At 62.8% G+C, this 13,307-nt stretch carries 11 protein-coding genes; 2 read left to right on the plus strand and 9 right to left on the minus strand.

Annotation, left to right across the window (positions count from 1 at the left end; genetic code table 11):
• Positions 1-3 precede the first annotated feature (3 nt).
• The 4 genes from LNV07_RS02355 to LNV07_RS02370 form a co-directional block, all read right to left on the minus strand.
• Entirely contained in the window at positions 4-2,298 is a 2,295-nt protein-coding gene (locus LNV07_RS02355; protein WP_263569550.1) for a patatin-like phospholipase family protein, read from the minus strand.
• A 309-nt stretch (positions 2,299-2,607) separates the two neighbouring features.
• Positions 2,608-3,420, minus strand: coding sequence for a hypothetical protein (locus LNV07_RS02360; RefSeq protein WP_263569551.1), 813 nt, complete (start codon positions 3,418-3,420; stop codon positions 2,608-2,610).
• Positions 3,421-3,600: 180 nt separating this feature from the next.
• Complete coding sequence (locus LNV07_RS02365) at positions 3,601-4,491, minus strand: hypothetical protein (RefSeq protein ID WP_263569552.1); 891 nt, start codon at positions 4,489-4,491, stop codon at positions 3,601-3,603.
• A 138-nt stretch (positions 4,492-4,629) separates the two neighbouring features.
• Positions 4,630-6,972 (minus strand): patatin-like phospholipase family protein, encoded by a 2,343-nt coding sequence (locus LNV07_RS02370; protein WP_263569553.1) that lies wholly within the window; start codon positions 6,970-6,972, stop codon positions 4,630-4,632.
• 121 nt (positions 6,973-7,093) lie between these two features.
• Here LNV07_RS02370 and ispF (LNV07_RS02375) point away from each other — a divergent pair, with 121 nt between their 5' ends.
• Entirely contained in the window at positions 7,094-7,603 is a 510-nt protein-coding gene (gene ispF, locus LNV07_RS02375; RefSeq protein WP_263569554.1) for a 2-C-methyl-D-erythritol 2,4-cyclodiphosphate synthase, read from the plus strand.
• 71 nt (positions 7,604-7,674) lie between these two features.
• On the opposite strand, the gene LNV07_RS02380 is transcribed toward ispF (LNV07_RS02375), so the two are convergent.
• The 5 genes from LNV07_RS02380 to LNV07_RS02400 all read right to left on the minus strand — a co-directional run bounded on the left by LNV07_RS02380 (position 7,675) and on the right by LNV07_RS02400 (position 12,513).
• Positions 7,675-8,499: a hypothetical protein gene (locus LNV07_RS02380; protein WP_263569555.1), complete on the minus strand. Its 825-nt coding sequence runs from the start codon at positions 8,497-8,499 to the stop codon at positions 7,675-7,677.
• A gap of 131 nt (positions 8,500-8,630) precedes the next feature.
• Complete coding sequence (locus LNV07_RS02385) at positions 8,631-9,215, minus strand: outer membrane beta-barrel protein (protein ID WP_263569556.1); 585 nt, start codon at positions 9,213-9,215, stop codon at positions 8,631-8,633.
• A gap of 262 nt (positions 9,216-9,477) precedes the next feature.
• Positions 9,478-11,721, minus strand: coding sequence for a patatin-like phospholipase family protein (locus LNV07_RS02390; protein WP_263569557.1), 2,244 nt, complete (start codon positions 11,719-11,721; stop codon positions 9,478-9,480).
• A 123-nt stretch (positions 11,722-11,844) separates the two neighbouring features.
• On the minus strand, positions 11,845-12,174 hold the full coding sequence (locus LNV07_RS02395) for a patatin-like phospholipase family protein (protein WP_263569558.1): 330 nt from the start codon (positions 12,172-12,174) through the stop codon (positions 11,845-11,847).
• Positions 12,175-12,243: 69 nt separating this feature from the next.
• On the minus strand, positions 12,244-12,513 hold the full coding sequence (locus tag LNV07_RS02400; protein WP_263569559.1) for a patatin-like phospholipase family protein: 270 nt from the start codon (positions 12,511-12,513) through the stop codon (positions 12,244-12,246).
• 178 nt (positions 12,514-12,691) lie between these two features.
• On the opposite strand from LNV07_RS02400, the gene ispF (LNV07_RS02405) reads away from it, so the two are divergent.
• Entirely contained in the window at positions 12,692-13,201 is a 510-nt protein-coding gene (gene ispF / locus LNV07_RS02405; RefSeq protein ID WP_263569560.1) for a 2-C-methyl-D-erythritol 2,4-cyclodiphosphate synthase, read from the plus strand.
• Positions 13,202-13,307: the final 106 nt, after the last annotated feature.

The raw sequence follows: 13,307 nt of genomic DNA on the forward strand, positions 1-13,307 counted from the left end.
GCGCTACCAAATCGGCCCAAGGAACAGGTACAGCGACGAGCGCCCCTGGTAGGTGCTGCCTGCGGCCAGATAGAAGGGGCCGAAGCGGGTGTCCATGGACAGGAAACCGCTGGCGGCGAGCTTGGATTCGGGCAGCGCGAAGGCAAACAGGCTGCTCTCGCTGGCCCGCAGGATGGCGCCGGACTCGAGCGAGAAACCGGCCCGGATGGCGCCGCCCAAACCGACCGGCATTTGCGCAATCTGCCTTGCCATCACCAATCGGGACATCGCCACGGCGCGACCGCTCAAGGAGCCGGCTGGCGAGCCCGATATGCGCAGAAATCCGCCCAAATCTCCGGTCGTACCGAGTGAAGAACCGGTGACTTCACCGTAGACATGGCCGGCCCATCGGCCCATTCGAAAGGCAGCCAGGCTGCGCAGATCAACTTCCCCTACCGAGTTGTTGTCGCGGTTCTTGGCTTCGGTCAAGCCGAGCTCAAACAAGAAGCCGCGGGTCGGGAAGGCTACAGAGTCCAGCGTGTCGGCCCGCATTTGAAAGAAGCGCGTGTTGAAGCTGCCCTGCTGAGGCGCTTGCGCCGGATTCTCTGGAATGGTCACCCGAGTGTTGATGCGAGATCTGCCCGCGCCGATGCGAACGTCACCCCAGTTGGAAATCTGCCGGCCCAGCGCCATCGAGGCAGCGGCAAAGTTCGCGCTGTAGCGCGAGGTGCGCAGCCCCTGGTTGCTGAATTGATCGCTGCTGCCGCCCTGGTAATGCGTAGCGGCAGTCAAAAACCAGGGCGAGCCGGCACCCAAGGGTTGAAACAGCTCGGTGCCCAGCCAGCGTTTGTCGCCGATGCTGGCGTTGCTACGCAGCTCCGCGCCCCAACGGTTCAGCCAGGTCCAGACATGCATGACGGAGATCGAAAAGCGATTGGCATCATCAAAGTCGCTGTACAGCTGCAGGCCGATACGCAGCCGGCTGTTGGCCCAATCGGCTTCGCTGACATTCAGGGTGACTTGTCGCTGGCCCTTTTCGTCGCTGATCTGGGTATCGATGCGCTCGAAGTCGCCGCGCCCGTAGAGCTGGGCGCTGGCTTTTTGAATGTCGCCGAGGCTGACCGGCGCTCCAAGGGGCAGGTCGATCTCGGCCTTCAGCGCCACCGGGTTGCTACGCTGGGTGCCGCGAATCTCCAGGCTGGACAGAGGCAGGCGACTCACATTGCCCGCAAGATCACCGCCATTGAGTCGATTCAGTTCAAGGGCGGCATAGTCCTCGGCAGGCAACGCCAAGGCTCGCAGACGCTCATGCGTGGCAAAGGCAGCCCTCTGGCCGGAGGCGATGGCTTCTTGATGGCGGCCAAAGTCCATGAAGGCGATATTGCCCAAATCTGGGTCGATCAAGACATCGTCCGGCCGCAAGTCCTTCAGCGAGTTGGCGACGTTCTGGTTGGTCAAAATCTGCAGCATTTGGTTGGCCACACCGACCGCGCTGTTAATTTCGTGCTCTTCTAATAACGGCGAACCCACATTGACCGCGATGATGATGTCGGCGCCCATCTTGCGCGCGATATCGACGCCCAGATTGCGCACCAGACCCCCGTCCACCACCGCCCGGCCATTGATGCGTACCGGCGTAAACACACCCGGCACCGCCATCGAGGCGCGCATGGCCAGGAACAGCGGCGTGTCAATCATCTCCAGCATGTCGCCGCTGAGCAGATCGGTGGCCAAGGCGCGGAACGGCAGGCTCAGTTGGCTGACGGGTGCTTCGGCCTGTTCGGGGCGGATCAAGCGCTCGAGCGCGAACTCCAAGGCGCTATTGCCGGCGGCCGATGGCGGCAGGCTGACGCCGGTGCTGCGGTGCAGGCCCAGCTCGATGCGCGAGGGCAGGATCAGGTCTTCCTCGCGGCGGCGAAAGCTCAAGGCCTGGCGGGCGGGGCGGTCGGCCAAAATAGCCGGCCAATCGGTGGAACGCACAAAATCCTCCAACTCATCGATGTTGCGCCCGGAGGCGAAGGCGCCGCCAACCACCGCACCCATGCTGGTGCCCACCACCAGATCGACCGGTACATGCAGTTCCTGCAGCACACGCAGCACGCCGATATGAGCCATGCCGCGCACGCCGCCGCCGGACAATACCAGGCCGATCTTGGGGCGTTTGAGCGCTTCAACAACAGGGGTGGAGGTTTCTTCTTGCGCATAGCCAGGCAGGGCGCTCAGCAAGAGTCCAGCGAGGATCAGCAGGCAGCAAATTCGCCGTCCAGCCCGGTTGGATGGGCGCGACGACGAGTAATCAAGAGTGAAGGATGCAGGCATGGTCAGCGGGTCAGCAAGGCCGCGAGCGTATCTCAGCTTTGCTGAGGTTTTACCCTTGCGCCAGCTTGGCCGCCGAATTTGACTCGTCATCAGCAGCATTTTTTCAAACACCGAGACCTAAATCCAAGTGACCTATCCCAATTCAGAATGAAGTTGGAGAGGGCTGAAACTCCATTGTCTTGGTGCTTGGCCGGCCCTGTGCAAGGGCACCGATTTGACGCCGGGCCTAAGCGCGGGAAAATTGACAAGGCCCTCGCAGCGCCGATAGCGCTGCGAGGGCCTTGTTTACCAAACTCGCCGGGGGGCTATCTACAGCGACTTCTTCACCAGCGCCTCAAGCTCGGTCGCGCTGATCGTCTTGATCAAGGTCGGGGTGTTGTTGCCAGGCTCACGCAGTTCCAGGTTGAAGGACTTGCCGTCCACGCTTTCGATCACCGTCAGTGAGGAACCATCGCCCCGGCTGCTGATCTTGAGGCTATTGGTCTTGGCGTCGCCGGTAATCACGAGCTTTTGCGGGAAGCGCGCGGTGTCGATGACGATCAATAGATTGCCACTCGCGTCCAGCGTCAGGGCGAAGGTGTCGGTGCGGGCGTTGCGGGCCACGCTCAGGTCGATCACCGCGCTCACCGGCGAACCGTCTGCCTTGACGACGACCTTGAAGTCGCCATTGACTTTTTGCATGCTCAGGTCGGTGTCGCTGGTGCGCAGGTTCAGATCCTTGATCTTGATGCTGCGGCTCAGGCCGTCGGGGCTGTCAACGCTTTCGGTCAAGGTGCCCGAGGCAATGAATACCGGTCCGGTCTTGCAGTTCACGGCCGTGTAGGTGCGCAGCTTGTCTGCAATAGCCAGATCCAGGCTGCCGCCATCTACACAGGCAATGCTGCCCGGCTGAGTACGGGTGAAGCCGACGGCAATGGGGGCAAGACCGGCCCGCATCAAACCCTCGCTTTGGTCCGAGCTGCCCGCCGCAATCCCCAAGACATCGCTGTAATTGGCGCTATTGATTTGGGCGGTCTTGACCGGCGGTACCGGCTCAGGGTCGCTGCTGCCGCAGGCGCTCAAGATCAAAGCGCTGACGCTCAGGCACAGCAGGCAGGAAATGGATTTCAGGTTTGATTTCATCGCTGGTCGCTCCGGTTTTTGAGCCCGATAGGGCCCTGTTGGCTTGGGTTTGTGGGTGGACGCGCTGCAGTTTTCCGCAGTTAGTCCGTCCTTGCCAGCATCATTGCGAAGGTAGCGAAAATTGCGCCATCAGGGGGCATAACTTGCTACTTGCCTGTGTATAAAAGGCCCATCAGCGCATCAGAGCGCACGCCAGATCAGCTCCAGCAGGTCACTGGCGGAGATGATTTTTTCAAGCGTCGGCGTGTCGGAGCCATAGGCGCGCACTTCGAGCTTGATGCTCTGGCCGTTCGGCGCCAACTTGGTGCCGGTGACCGAGGACTTGTCGCCCCTGCCGGTGATGATCAAACGCGTGTCGCTCAGTTCGGTGCGCACATCGAGTGTCTTTGCGTAGTTGACTGTGCCGTCAGCGGCAACGTCGGTATGAATCGCAATCCAGCCCGGCTTGCCAGACACAGTGCCCGGCAGTTTGGTCACGCTGCCTGCGTAGCGTTGCCGCTTGTTGTTCTGGCTGACCCAGAATAGGTAGGGCACATCGAAGGTCTTGCCGTCGGCCAAGAAGCGCTCGCCCATGCTTGCATCCAGCACTTGCATCAGTTGCCCGGTGCTCTCGGATCGGTAGTTGAGGGTCTTGATCGTGACGTCGAACTCAATCGGGGGCTGGCCGGGCAAGGGCTTCTTGTCATTGATGATGAGCGTGAGTTGACCGGACGCGATGAAAAAGGTGCCGAGGTCACAGTTGTTGAAGCTGAAGTCATGCCGCTGGTTCGAGACGTCCATGCGCAGTGAGCCGCCCAAGAGGCAGGGGTAGCCGCCTGCTGCGCTTCCCTTCGACAAAATGGTCTGAAGCGCAAGATCGCGCAAAACATTGACCTCGCCGAAACGTCGGTAGGCACCTTCGCCCAATGCGTAGACATAGGCGTAGTTGTAGTTGTTGACGCGGTTGTAGTCTTGCGCGTCGGGCAAATTGCCGTCACTGCCTTCATTGCCGACGCCACCGCCGCCGCAGGCGCATAGAGTTAGTGCCGCCAAGATGGCGGTGATTCGAGGGAAGAGGTTTGAAGTCTGCATGATGTTTGAGATCCGCTGTTGGCGGGCCGCGCCTGGCCGCGCCTCAGTGTCGGCTTGCAGCGCAGGCTTTGCCAAATGCGCCATCTCAGGTGCTGGATTTTGCTACCGCAGGGTTCGGAATCTGCAACTTCGCCGCCATCACCACTGCGGCCCAAGGAAGAAGTAGACCGTGCTGTCGCCATCGCGCGTGCCGCCGTAGGCGAGGTAAAAAGGCCCCAGTCTTGTGTCCACGGCCAAGAATCCACTCGCCGCCGTGCGCAGCTTGGCGTCCCCCAGTGGCCGCCCTAGGCTGATGGACTTGCCGGCTTCCAAGGAGAAGCCGGCCCGCACCGCGCCGCCCAAGCCGACCGGCATCTGCGCAAATTGCTTGGCCATCACCAGGCGCGTAAAGGCCAGCGAACTGGCACCGTTGGGCAGTGGGGGGCGGCTGCCCGAGAGGCGTAAGAAGCCGCCCAGCGGGTTGTCCACCTTGCCGCGTGGCCGTGGCACGGTGGCGGTCTTTTTGGCGGCGGCCTCGGCATATTCGGCATACAGATGACCGGCCCAGCTATTGACCTGGAAGGCCGCCATGGCCCTGGCCTCAAACGGCATCTCGCCGGCTTGATCGCCGCGCTGCAAGCGCCGGCCATGCAGGTCGAGAAAATAGCCACGGCCGGGGAAGGCCGGGGCGTCCAGCGTGTCTATTCTGAAGCGTGCCTCCGGGCCCGATTCCTTGCTGGCTTCGCTGTTGTCCGGGAAACCGAAGGCGACGCCGATGCCGCTGGTTCTATAGGATTCGCTGCTGTGGCTGTAGCCCAGTTGCAGGTCGCCCCAGTTGCCCAAGCGCCGGCCCGCCATCAAGCCCGCGCGGCTGCGGCGATAGGCCAGGTCGGAGAAGAACAGCGGCATATAGGTGTTGTAGGCGCGGTAGTTGAACTGCGGCTCCAGATACCAGGCCGAGCCGGGGCCGAGCGGCTGGTTGAAGGCCAGGCCCAGCTCGCGCTCGCTGCCCAAGCGTGCCAGCGTGCGCAACTCGGCACCCCAGGCATTGATCCAAGCCAGGCTGTGCAGCAGTGTCAAGGCGTAGGCATTGTTGCGGCCAAAGTCGCTCTCCACTTCAAAGCCCAGACGCAAGCGGCTGCGCGCCCACGCGGCCTCGCTGACCGTCATGTGTACGTCGCGCACGCCCGCGTCATCGATCACTTGGGTGTCGATGCGGTCAAAGTCGCCGCGGCCTTGCAGCGCGGCACTGGCTTCATTGATTTGGGCATGCGTGACCGGCCGGCCTGGCTGCAGGCCTTGCTCAGAGGCGATGGCCTTCAGGGCAGCCGGGTTGGTGACGCCGGTGCCGTCAATCATCAGTCGGCCCAGGGGCAAAGCGTCGGCGACGGTGCTTGGAGCCAACCCCGGTCGTCGGCGCAGATCCTCATGGCGGCGGTAGTCAAGCTCGCTCAGGGCCAGGGCTTGCAGTCGCGGAGATGCCGCCATCAAGGCCTGTTGCCCGCTCTGCAAAGCCTGCTCGCGGCGGCTGAAATCGGTCAGGCCGATCTTGTCCATGGCGGGCGTGATCAGCACATCTTGGGGGCGCAACTCGGCCAGCGAGCGCTCGACGTTTTGAGTCGTCAGCAGCTTGACCATTTGATCCGTCACGCTCAAAGCGCTCAGCAGTTCTTGCTCGCTCAGCAGTGGTGAGCCCACATTGACGGCGATGATCACTTCCGCGCCCATGGTGCGCGCCACGTCCACGCCGAGGTTGCGCACCAGCCCGCCGTCGACCACCAGGCGACCGTCGACGCGTACCGGTGAAAACAGGCCCGGCACCGCCATCGAGGCCCGCATGGCGAGGAACAAGGACTGGTCGCTCAGGGTGACCAACTGGCCGTCCAGCAGATCGGTGGCAAGGGCTCGAAAGGGCAGCGGCAATTGCTGCAGGCCTTGCTCGCTTTTGGCGCCTTGGGCCAAACGTGTCAGTGTGAATTCCAGGGCACTGTTGCCGGCGGCGGCGGGCGGCAGCGTTACGCCCTTGAGATTGACGCCGAAGTCAATCCTTGAGGCGACCAAGCGATCATCCTCGCGGCGCTGAAAGCTCAGTTCACGGCGCGGTGAGCGGTCAGAAAGAATAGCGTCCCAGTCGGCTGCGCGCACAAAGGCCTCAAGCTCCTCGACGCTCTGACCCGAGGCGAACGCCCCGCCCACCACCGCGCCCATGCTGGTGCCGACCACCATGTCGATCGGCACGCGCAGTTCTTGCAGCGCCCGCAGCACGCCGATATGAGCCAATCCCCGCGCACCGCCGCCCGACAGGACCAAGGCGATGCGCGGGCGTTTGAGCGTTTCAACAAGCGGGGCTTGCGCCTCTTGTTGCGCATGGACTGGCAAGGCGTTCAGCAGCAGCGCGCCGAGTAGCAGCAGGCAAGAAGTTCGCCGGCGAGGCCTGATGGGCGAGGGCGAGGGCGATAGCGAGGGCGACGGCGAGCAATCGGGCTTGAAGGATTCAGGCATGGTCAGCGGGGCAGCGGGTCAGCAAGGCCGCGAGCGTATCGCAGCTTTGTTGTGTTTGGTGCATGCGCTAAGCTGACGGCAAATTTTGATCTGCAATCACCGGCACAATTTTTCGGACACCATGACCCAAACTCAAGCGCCCCAAGTCCCGATCTCGATCCGCATTGGCGAAGGCTGGGACACCCATGCCCTGGTGCTGGGCCGCCCGCTGGTGCTGGGCGGTATCACCGTCCCGCACAGCCACGGTCTGCTAGGTCACTCGGACGCCGACGCCTTGGCGCATGCGATCACCGATGCCTTGCTGGGCGCGGCCGCCTTGGGCGATATCGGCAAACTCTTCCCCGACACGGCGGCCGAATTCAAGGGCGCGGATTCGATGGTCTTGCTGGCCGAGGCCTACCGACGCGTGCGCAGCGAGGGCTGGCTGATCGTCAATATCGACAGCACCATCAAGGCGCAAGCGCCCAAGATGGCGCCGCATATCCCGGCCATGCGAGCCCGTTTGGCCGAGGTGTTAGGGCTGGACATCGCGCAAATCAATGTCAAGGCCAAGACGGCGGAGAAGATGGGGCCGGTGGGGGAGGGCTTGGCCATCGAAGCGCAGGCGGTGTGCCTGCTGGCCAAGGGCTGAGGCGGCCAAGGGGGAAATTCCACCGGCGCGGCTAGCGCGGGTGGAATCTGGCTTGGTATTGCGCTTGCAAATTACAGCGATTTCACCAACCAGGCTGCAAACTCTTCCGCGCTGGCGGTCTTGCTGAAAGTCGGCGTGCCGCCGGCGCTGGCGCGCAGCTCAATGAGAAAAGTCTTTCCGTCCGCACTCGGTGTCACCGACATCGATGAGCCGTCACCCTTGCTGCTGATGGTGAAGCTCTTTGCTTGGGTGTCGGCGGAAAACAGCAGTTTCTGCGGGAAGCGGGTGCTATCAATGACGAGTTGCAGTTTGCCGGCAGCGTCCAGGCTCATGCCGAGCGTGTCGGTGCGGCCATTGAGAGCCACGCTCAAATCGATTTGAAAGCTCTCGGGTGTGCTGCCGTCCGCCTTCAGTACAGCTTCGGCAGCGCCGTTGACCACCGCCACCGACTGATTGCTGGTGCCCGTTTGAATATTGACGTCTTTGAGCTTGTAGCTGCGCGTTGAATTGTTCGCACCGCTGATCGTCTCCGTCAAGGTGCCCGAAACGATCCAGGCGGCATCGTCCTTGCAGTCCACGGCGGTAAAAGTTCGCACCTTGTCGGCGGCGAGCAGCGTCAGGCTGCCGCCGTCCTTGCAGGGGTAGCTGCCCGAGAGGGTTTCCGTAAAACCGATCGTGAGCGGCAAGAGGCTGGATTCAATCAGCGGTTGACTGCGCTGGAAGCCTGCGAATGCGACGCCGACGGCTTCGCCGTAATTGGCACTGTTGATCTGTGCGGTCTTGGGCTCGGGCGGTGGTTCGGGCGGGGTGTCGCCACCGCTGCCGCAAGCGCTCAGGGTGAGGGCGCTGGCGCCGGCCAAGAGCAGGCTGGCAAGGTAGTTGAAGCTGAAGTTCATGGTTTGACTTTCAAAAATGGCTTGACCCTTGTGCGGTCGCACCGATGGTTTGGGCGGCTCGCCCGGATGGAGTTCTCGCCTGCCAGGTCGACCCGGTTCGAGGGCGGGCCGACGGCAGAAAACAGGAATTTTCAGAACGAGTAGCTGGCACCCAGTGACAGCATGTTGACGACCGACTTGCCGTCGACGAACTTGGCCGGAATACGGTCCCAATCGGCGTTCAAGGCCCAGTGCGTGCCGAGCAAGACGCTCGCCGTGGCGCCGACCAGGACTTGGGCGCTGGACTTGTACTCGGTTTTGTCCTTCTCGAAGCGCACTAGGCCGCCGCGCACATGGGCGACGCCGAGCTTGCCCTTGAGCATGACGCGCTCCATGCGCAGCGGCAACACCGCGTAGAGGGCCTCGCCACCGACACCGTCGAAGCGCGACTCGCCCTTGCTGAGATTGGTGCTGGTGCTGCCCAAGCCGAAGGTCATGATTTCGACACCGACCTTGTCGAACAAGTGGCCGCCGTAGAACTTTCCGCCCAAGCGGGTTTTGAAGGAGCAGTCGCGGAAATTGTTGTTGTTGCTGTTGCTGCTGCTCTTGTCGCAGCTTGAGTCGGTGGTGACCGCGACGCTGAGGTTGGCCCCGAGATAGGACTGGGCCGAGGCGCCGCCGCTGCAAGCCGCAGCGGCGGCAAATAGGGCCAAAATGAGCTGATTTTTGATCTGCAAGAGGGTTCTCCGGTGGACCGCTGGTCGGTGCTGGGCTGCAATGACATGCAGTGTTCCGCAGCTGAAGCCGCTGTACCAGCGTCCTGTCCGGAGTAGCAGAATTTGCGCCCTCAGGCGGCATAACTCGATACTTAGGTGGAGAGTGGTGCCCGAAAGCAGCCCTCAAGCGTAGGTTTGAATATCCTCAGCCCGCCACGACTCGACCCAGCCGGCGCCAAATTGGCCCAATCGGCCCAATCGGCCCAATCGGCTCAAGCCGCGCTCACCACACCGGGCCAAGGAAAAAATAGACCGTGCTGGCACCCCCTTGGGTGCTGCCGAGGGCCAGATAGAAAGGCCCGAGGCGAGTGTCGACGGACGCAAATATGCTGGCGGCCTTCTTCCAGTCCGCGCCGCCCAAGCCCTTGCCGCCGCTGGCCGAGCTGCCCGATTCGAGCGAAAAGCCGGCCCGCAGGGCGCCGCCAAGACCCAAGGGCATCTGGCCAAACTGTTTGGCCATCACCCAGCGGACCAGGGCCTGCGAGCTGACGTTGGGCTCTTGCGACTGCAGCCCGCGTGGCGCGCTGCCCGACAAGCGCAGGAAGCCGCCCAGGGCATCGGCTGCGCTGCCGTGAGTCGATGCCTGTGCGTATTCACCGTAGAGATGGCCGGCCCAAGTGCCGAGCTGAAAGGCGGCCATCGCCTTCAATTCATAAGGCATCTCACCGCTGTCCTCTCCGCTGGTCAAACGTTGCGTGTGAAGATCGAATAAATAGCCTCGGCCGGGGAAGGCCGGTGCGTCCAAGGTGTCAATCCTGAAGCGCGCATCCTGGGTTGTTTCCGTCACTCTTCTATTCAATCCCGCTGCCGTGTCTTCGAATCCGGGCGGGAAATTGACCTTCAGGTCGGCAGTTTGTTCCCCGACGCCCAGTTGCACATCACCCCAATTGCCCAAACGTCGACCGAGCAAGACGCCGGACCAGCGTTTCGTGGCGTGCAGGTTTGAGCCGAACAGCGGCATATAGGTCTTGATGCCTTGATAAGTGAACTGTGGCTCCACGTACCAGGCCGAACCGGCCCCCAGTGGTTGATGGAAGCCCATATCTAATTGCTGGGTCGTGCCGATGCGGGCCAAGGTGCGCAGCTCGGCGCCCCAGGAGTTGATCCAACTCAGCGTGTGTAGCAGGGTCAAGGCATAGACATTGGTACTGTCGAAGTCGCTTTCAACTTCGAAACCCAGGCGCAAACGGCTGCGGCTCCAGGCGGCTTCGCTGACGGTCAAGTTGACGTCGCGTCGGCCATCGACATCGACGACTTGGGTGTCAATCCGGTCAAAGTCACCGCGCCCTTGCAAGGCGGCGCTGCCTTGGTCTATCTGCGCTCTGCTGATTTTTTGGCCCAGCTGCAGGCCGGTCTCGGCTGCCAAGGCCTGCGGATTGGTGAAGTTGGTGCCGAGGATGGTCAGCTTGCCCAGCGGCAGTGCATCGTCGACGCTGGCGGCCATGGCAGTCGCGCGCCGCAGTCGCTCATGTTCGGCGTAATCGGTCGCACTCAAGGCCAGCGGCAGCAGGGCGCTTTTGGCCGCCATCGAAGCCTGGCTGCCCTGCATCATGACCTCCTCGCGGCGATTGAAGTCGATCAAGCCGATACCAGTCATTTCAGGCGTTATCAGGACATCGGAGCTCTTCATTTCGCTCAAGGAACGCTCGACGTTTTGAGTCGTCAAGATCTTCACCATCTGGTCGGTGACGCTGAGCGCGCTGAGGATTTCCTGCTCGTCCAGCAAGGGCGAGCCGACGTTCACGGCGATGATGATGTCGGCACCCATCTCGCGCGCCACGTCAACGCCGAGGTTGCGCACCAGGCCGCCGTCCACCACCATGCGCCCGTTCACGCGCACCGGCGAAAACAGGCCCGGCACCGCCATCGAGGCCCGCATGGTCAGGAACAGCGGGGTGTCGCTCAGCGTCACCATGCGGCCATTGACCAGGTCGGTGGCGACCGCGCGAAACGGCAGGGGCAAATTCCTGATGCTTCTTTCCGAACCATTGCCTTGGGCCAGGCTGTCCAGCGTGAACTCGAGCGCGCTGTTCGCTGCCGCCGCTGGCGGCAACAAGATGCCCTTGGTATTGAGTCCGAAGTCGATCCGCGATGCCAGCAGGCGGTCATCCTCGCGGCGCCGAAAGCTCAATTGCTGACGCGGCGCGCGGTCCGACAAAATGGCGTCCCAGTCGGCGCTGCGCACAAAGGACTCCAACTCTTCAATGCTTTTGCCCGAGGCGTAGGCCCCGCCCACCACCGCCCCCATGCTGGTGCCGACCACCATATCCACCGGCACGCGCAGGTCTTGCAGCGTGCGCAATACGCCGATATGGGCCAGGCCGCGCGCGCCGCCGCCCGACAGGACCAAGGCAATGCGCGGCCGTTTTGCCTCGGTAGGGCCGCCGACCTGGGCCAGACTGGGCCGAGTAAAGCCGGTCAGAGCGGCCAGCAAGAGTACGCAGGCGAGAGTGGTTTTTTGACGCATAGGTGGCTGCGGCACAGCAAAACGAGCAAAAAGGCGAGTAGCCCGGAGTAGAGCCTCTGTGGGTGTGAGGCCCGCTTATTGGAGCCGCATGCTAGCAAGCCATTTGAGCGGAATATAGTAGGGCTAACTCTCCTTTAGGGGCTTGATCAGCGCGAACAGTCCGCCACCCACCACTAGGCGGCCGTCGACGCGCACCGGCGAGAACAATCCGGGTACCGCCATCGAGGCCCGCATGGCCAGGAACAAGGGCTGATCGCTCAGGGTGACGAGCTGGCCGTCGAGCAAGTCGGTGGCCAGCGCCTTGAAGGGAAGCTGCAATTGCTGCAGGCCTTGCCCGCTCTTGGCTCCCTGTGCAAGACGAGCCAAGGTGAACTCGAGCGCGCTGTTGACGGCTGCGGCGGGCGGTAGCGTCACGCCCTTGAGGCCAACGCCTAAGTCAATCCTCGATGCCACAAGGCGTTCATCCTTGCGGCGCTGAAAGCTCAGCTCGCTGCGCGGCGAGCGGTCCGACAAAATCGCGTCTCAGTCGGCTGCGCGCACAAAAGCCTCCAGCTCTTCGACGCTTTGGCCCGAGGCGTATGCGCCGCCGACCACCGCACCCATGCTGGTGCCCTCCACCATGTCGACCGGCACGCGCAGCGTTTGTAGCCCCTTCAGCACGCCGATATGGGCCAATCCGCACGCGCCGCCGCCCGACAGCACCAGGGCGATCTGCGGCCGTTTGATGGGCGCGGACGTTTCCTGCTGGGCCTGGCTGGGCAGAGCGCCCCACAGCAGCGCAACAATGAGCAATTGGAACGAGGTGCGCAGGCCTGGCCTTGAGGGCGCGCGCGGGAGCTTGGGGGAATGTTTCGGGCATGGTCAGCGGCTCGTCAAGGTCGCGAGCGTGGCAGTAGCGCAAGCTTGGCCGAATTTCAGGCTAAGCTCGCCGCGATTTTGAGTTGCGCTTGTTACAAACGTATCGGACACCATGATCCAAACTCAAACTTCCCCCATCCCGATCTCGATCCGAATTGGCGAAGGCTGGGGCACCCATGCCCTGGTGCTGGCTCGGCCGCTGGTGCTCGGCGGCATCACCATCCCCCACAGCCACGGCCTGCTCGGCCACTCGGACGCCGACGCGCTGGCGCATGCGATCACCGATGCACTCTTGGGCGCGGCCGCCTTGGGCGATATCGGCAAGCTCTTCCCCGACACGTCGGCCGAATTCAAGGGCGCGGATTCGATGGTCTTGCTGGCCGAGGCCTACCGACGCGTGCGCAGCGAGGGCTGGGTCATCGTCAATATCGACAGCACCATCAAGGCGCAAGCGCCCAAGATGGCGCAGCATATCCCGGCCATGCGAGCCCGTTTGGCCGAGGTGTTAGGGCTGGACATCGCGCAAATCAATGTCAAGGCCAAGACGGCCGAGAAGATGGGGCCGGTGGGCGAGGGCTTGGCCATCGAAGCGCAGGCGGTGTGCTTGCTGGCCCAGGCTTGAGCGGGACAAAGCGGCAATACGGGCGATTGCACCGGCCTTGAATGCGACAAACCCGCCGCGACCCCAGGGCCGGGCGGGTTTGAGTTGAAGCAGGTCCGCTGAGCCG

Origin of the sequence: Roseateles oligotrophus (assembly GCF_025717515.1) — a bacterium.
Lineage (GTDB): Bacteria > Pseudomonadota > Gammaproteobacteria > Burkholderiales > Burkholderiaceae_C > Paucibacter_A > Paucibacter_A oligotrophus.

Bases quoted from the DNA above. Each gene is read 5' to 3' on its own strand.
- ispF (WP_263569554.1), top strand. From the start codon at position 7,094: ATGACCCAAACTCAAGCGCCCCAAGTCCCGATCTCGATCCGCATTGGC.
- LNV07_RS02380 (WP_263569555.1), bottom strand. From the start codon at position 8,499: ATGAACTTCAGCTTCAACTACCTTGCCAGCCTGCTCTTGGCCGGCGCC.
- LNV07_RS02355 (WP_263569550.1), bottom strand. From the start codon at position 2,298: ATGCCTGCATCCTTCACTCTTGATTACTCGTCGTCGCGCCCATCCAAC.
- LNV07_RS02390 (WP_263569557.1), bottom strand. From the start codon at position 11,721: ATGCGTCAAAAAACCACTCTCGCCTGCGTACTCTTGCTGGCCGCTCTG.
- LNV07_RS02370 (WP_263569553.1), bottom strand. From the start codon at position 6,972: ATGCCTGAATCCTTCAAGCCCGATTGCTCGCCGTCGCCCTCGCTATCG.
- ispF (WP_263569560.1), top strand. From the start codon at position 12,692: ATGATCCAAACTCAAACTTCCCCCATCCCGATCTCGATCCGAATTGGC.
- LNV07_RS02360 (WP_263569551.1), bottom strand. From the start codon at position 3,420: ATGAAATCAAACCTGAAATCCATTTCCTGCCTGCTGTGCCTGAGCGTC.
- LNV07_RS02365 (WP_263569552.1), bottom strand. From the start codon at position 4,491: ATGCAGACTTCAAACCTCTTCCCTCGAATCACCGCCATCTTGGCGGCA.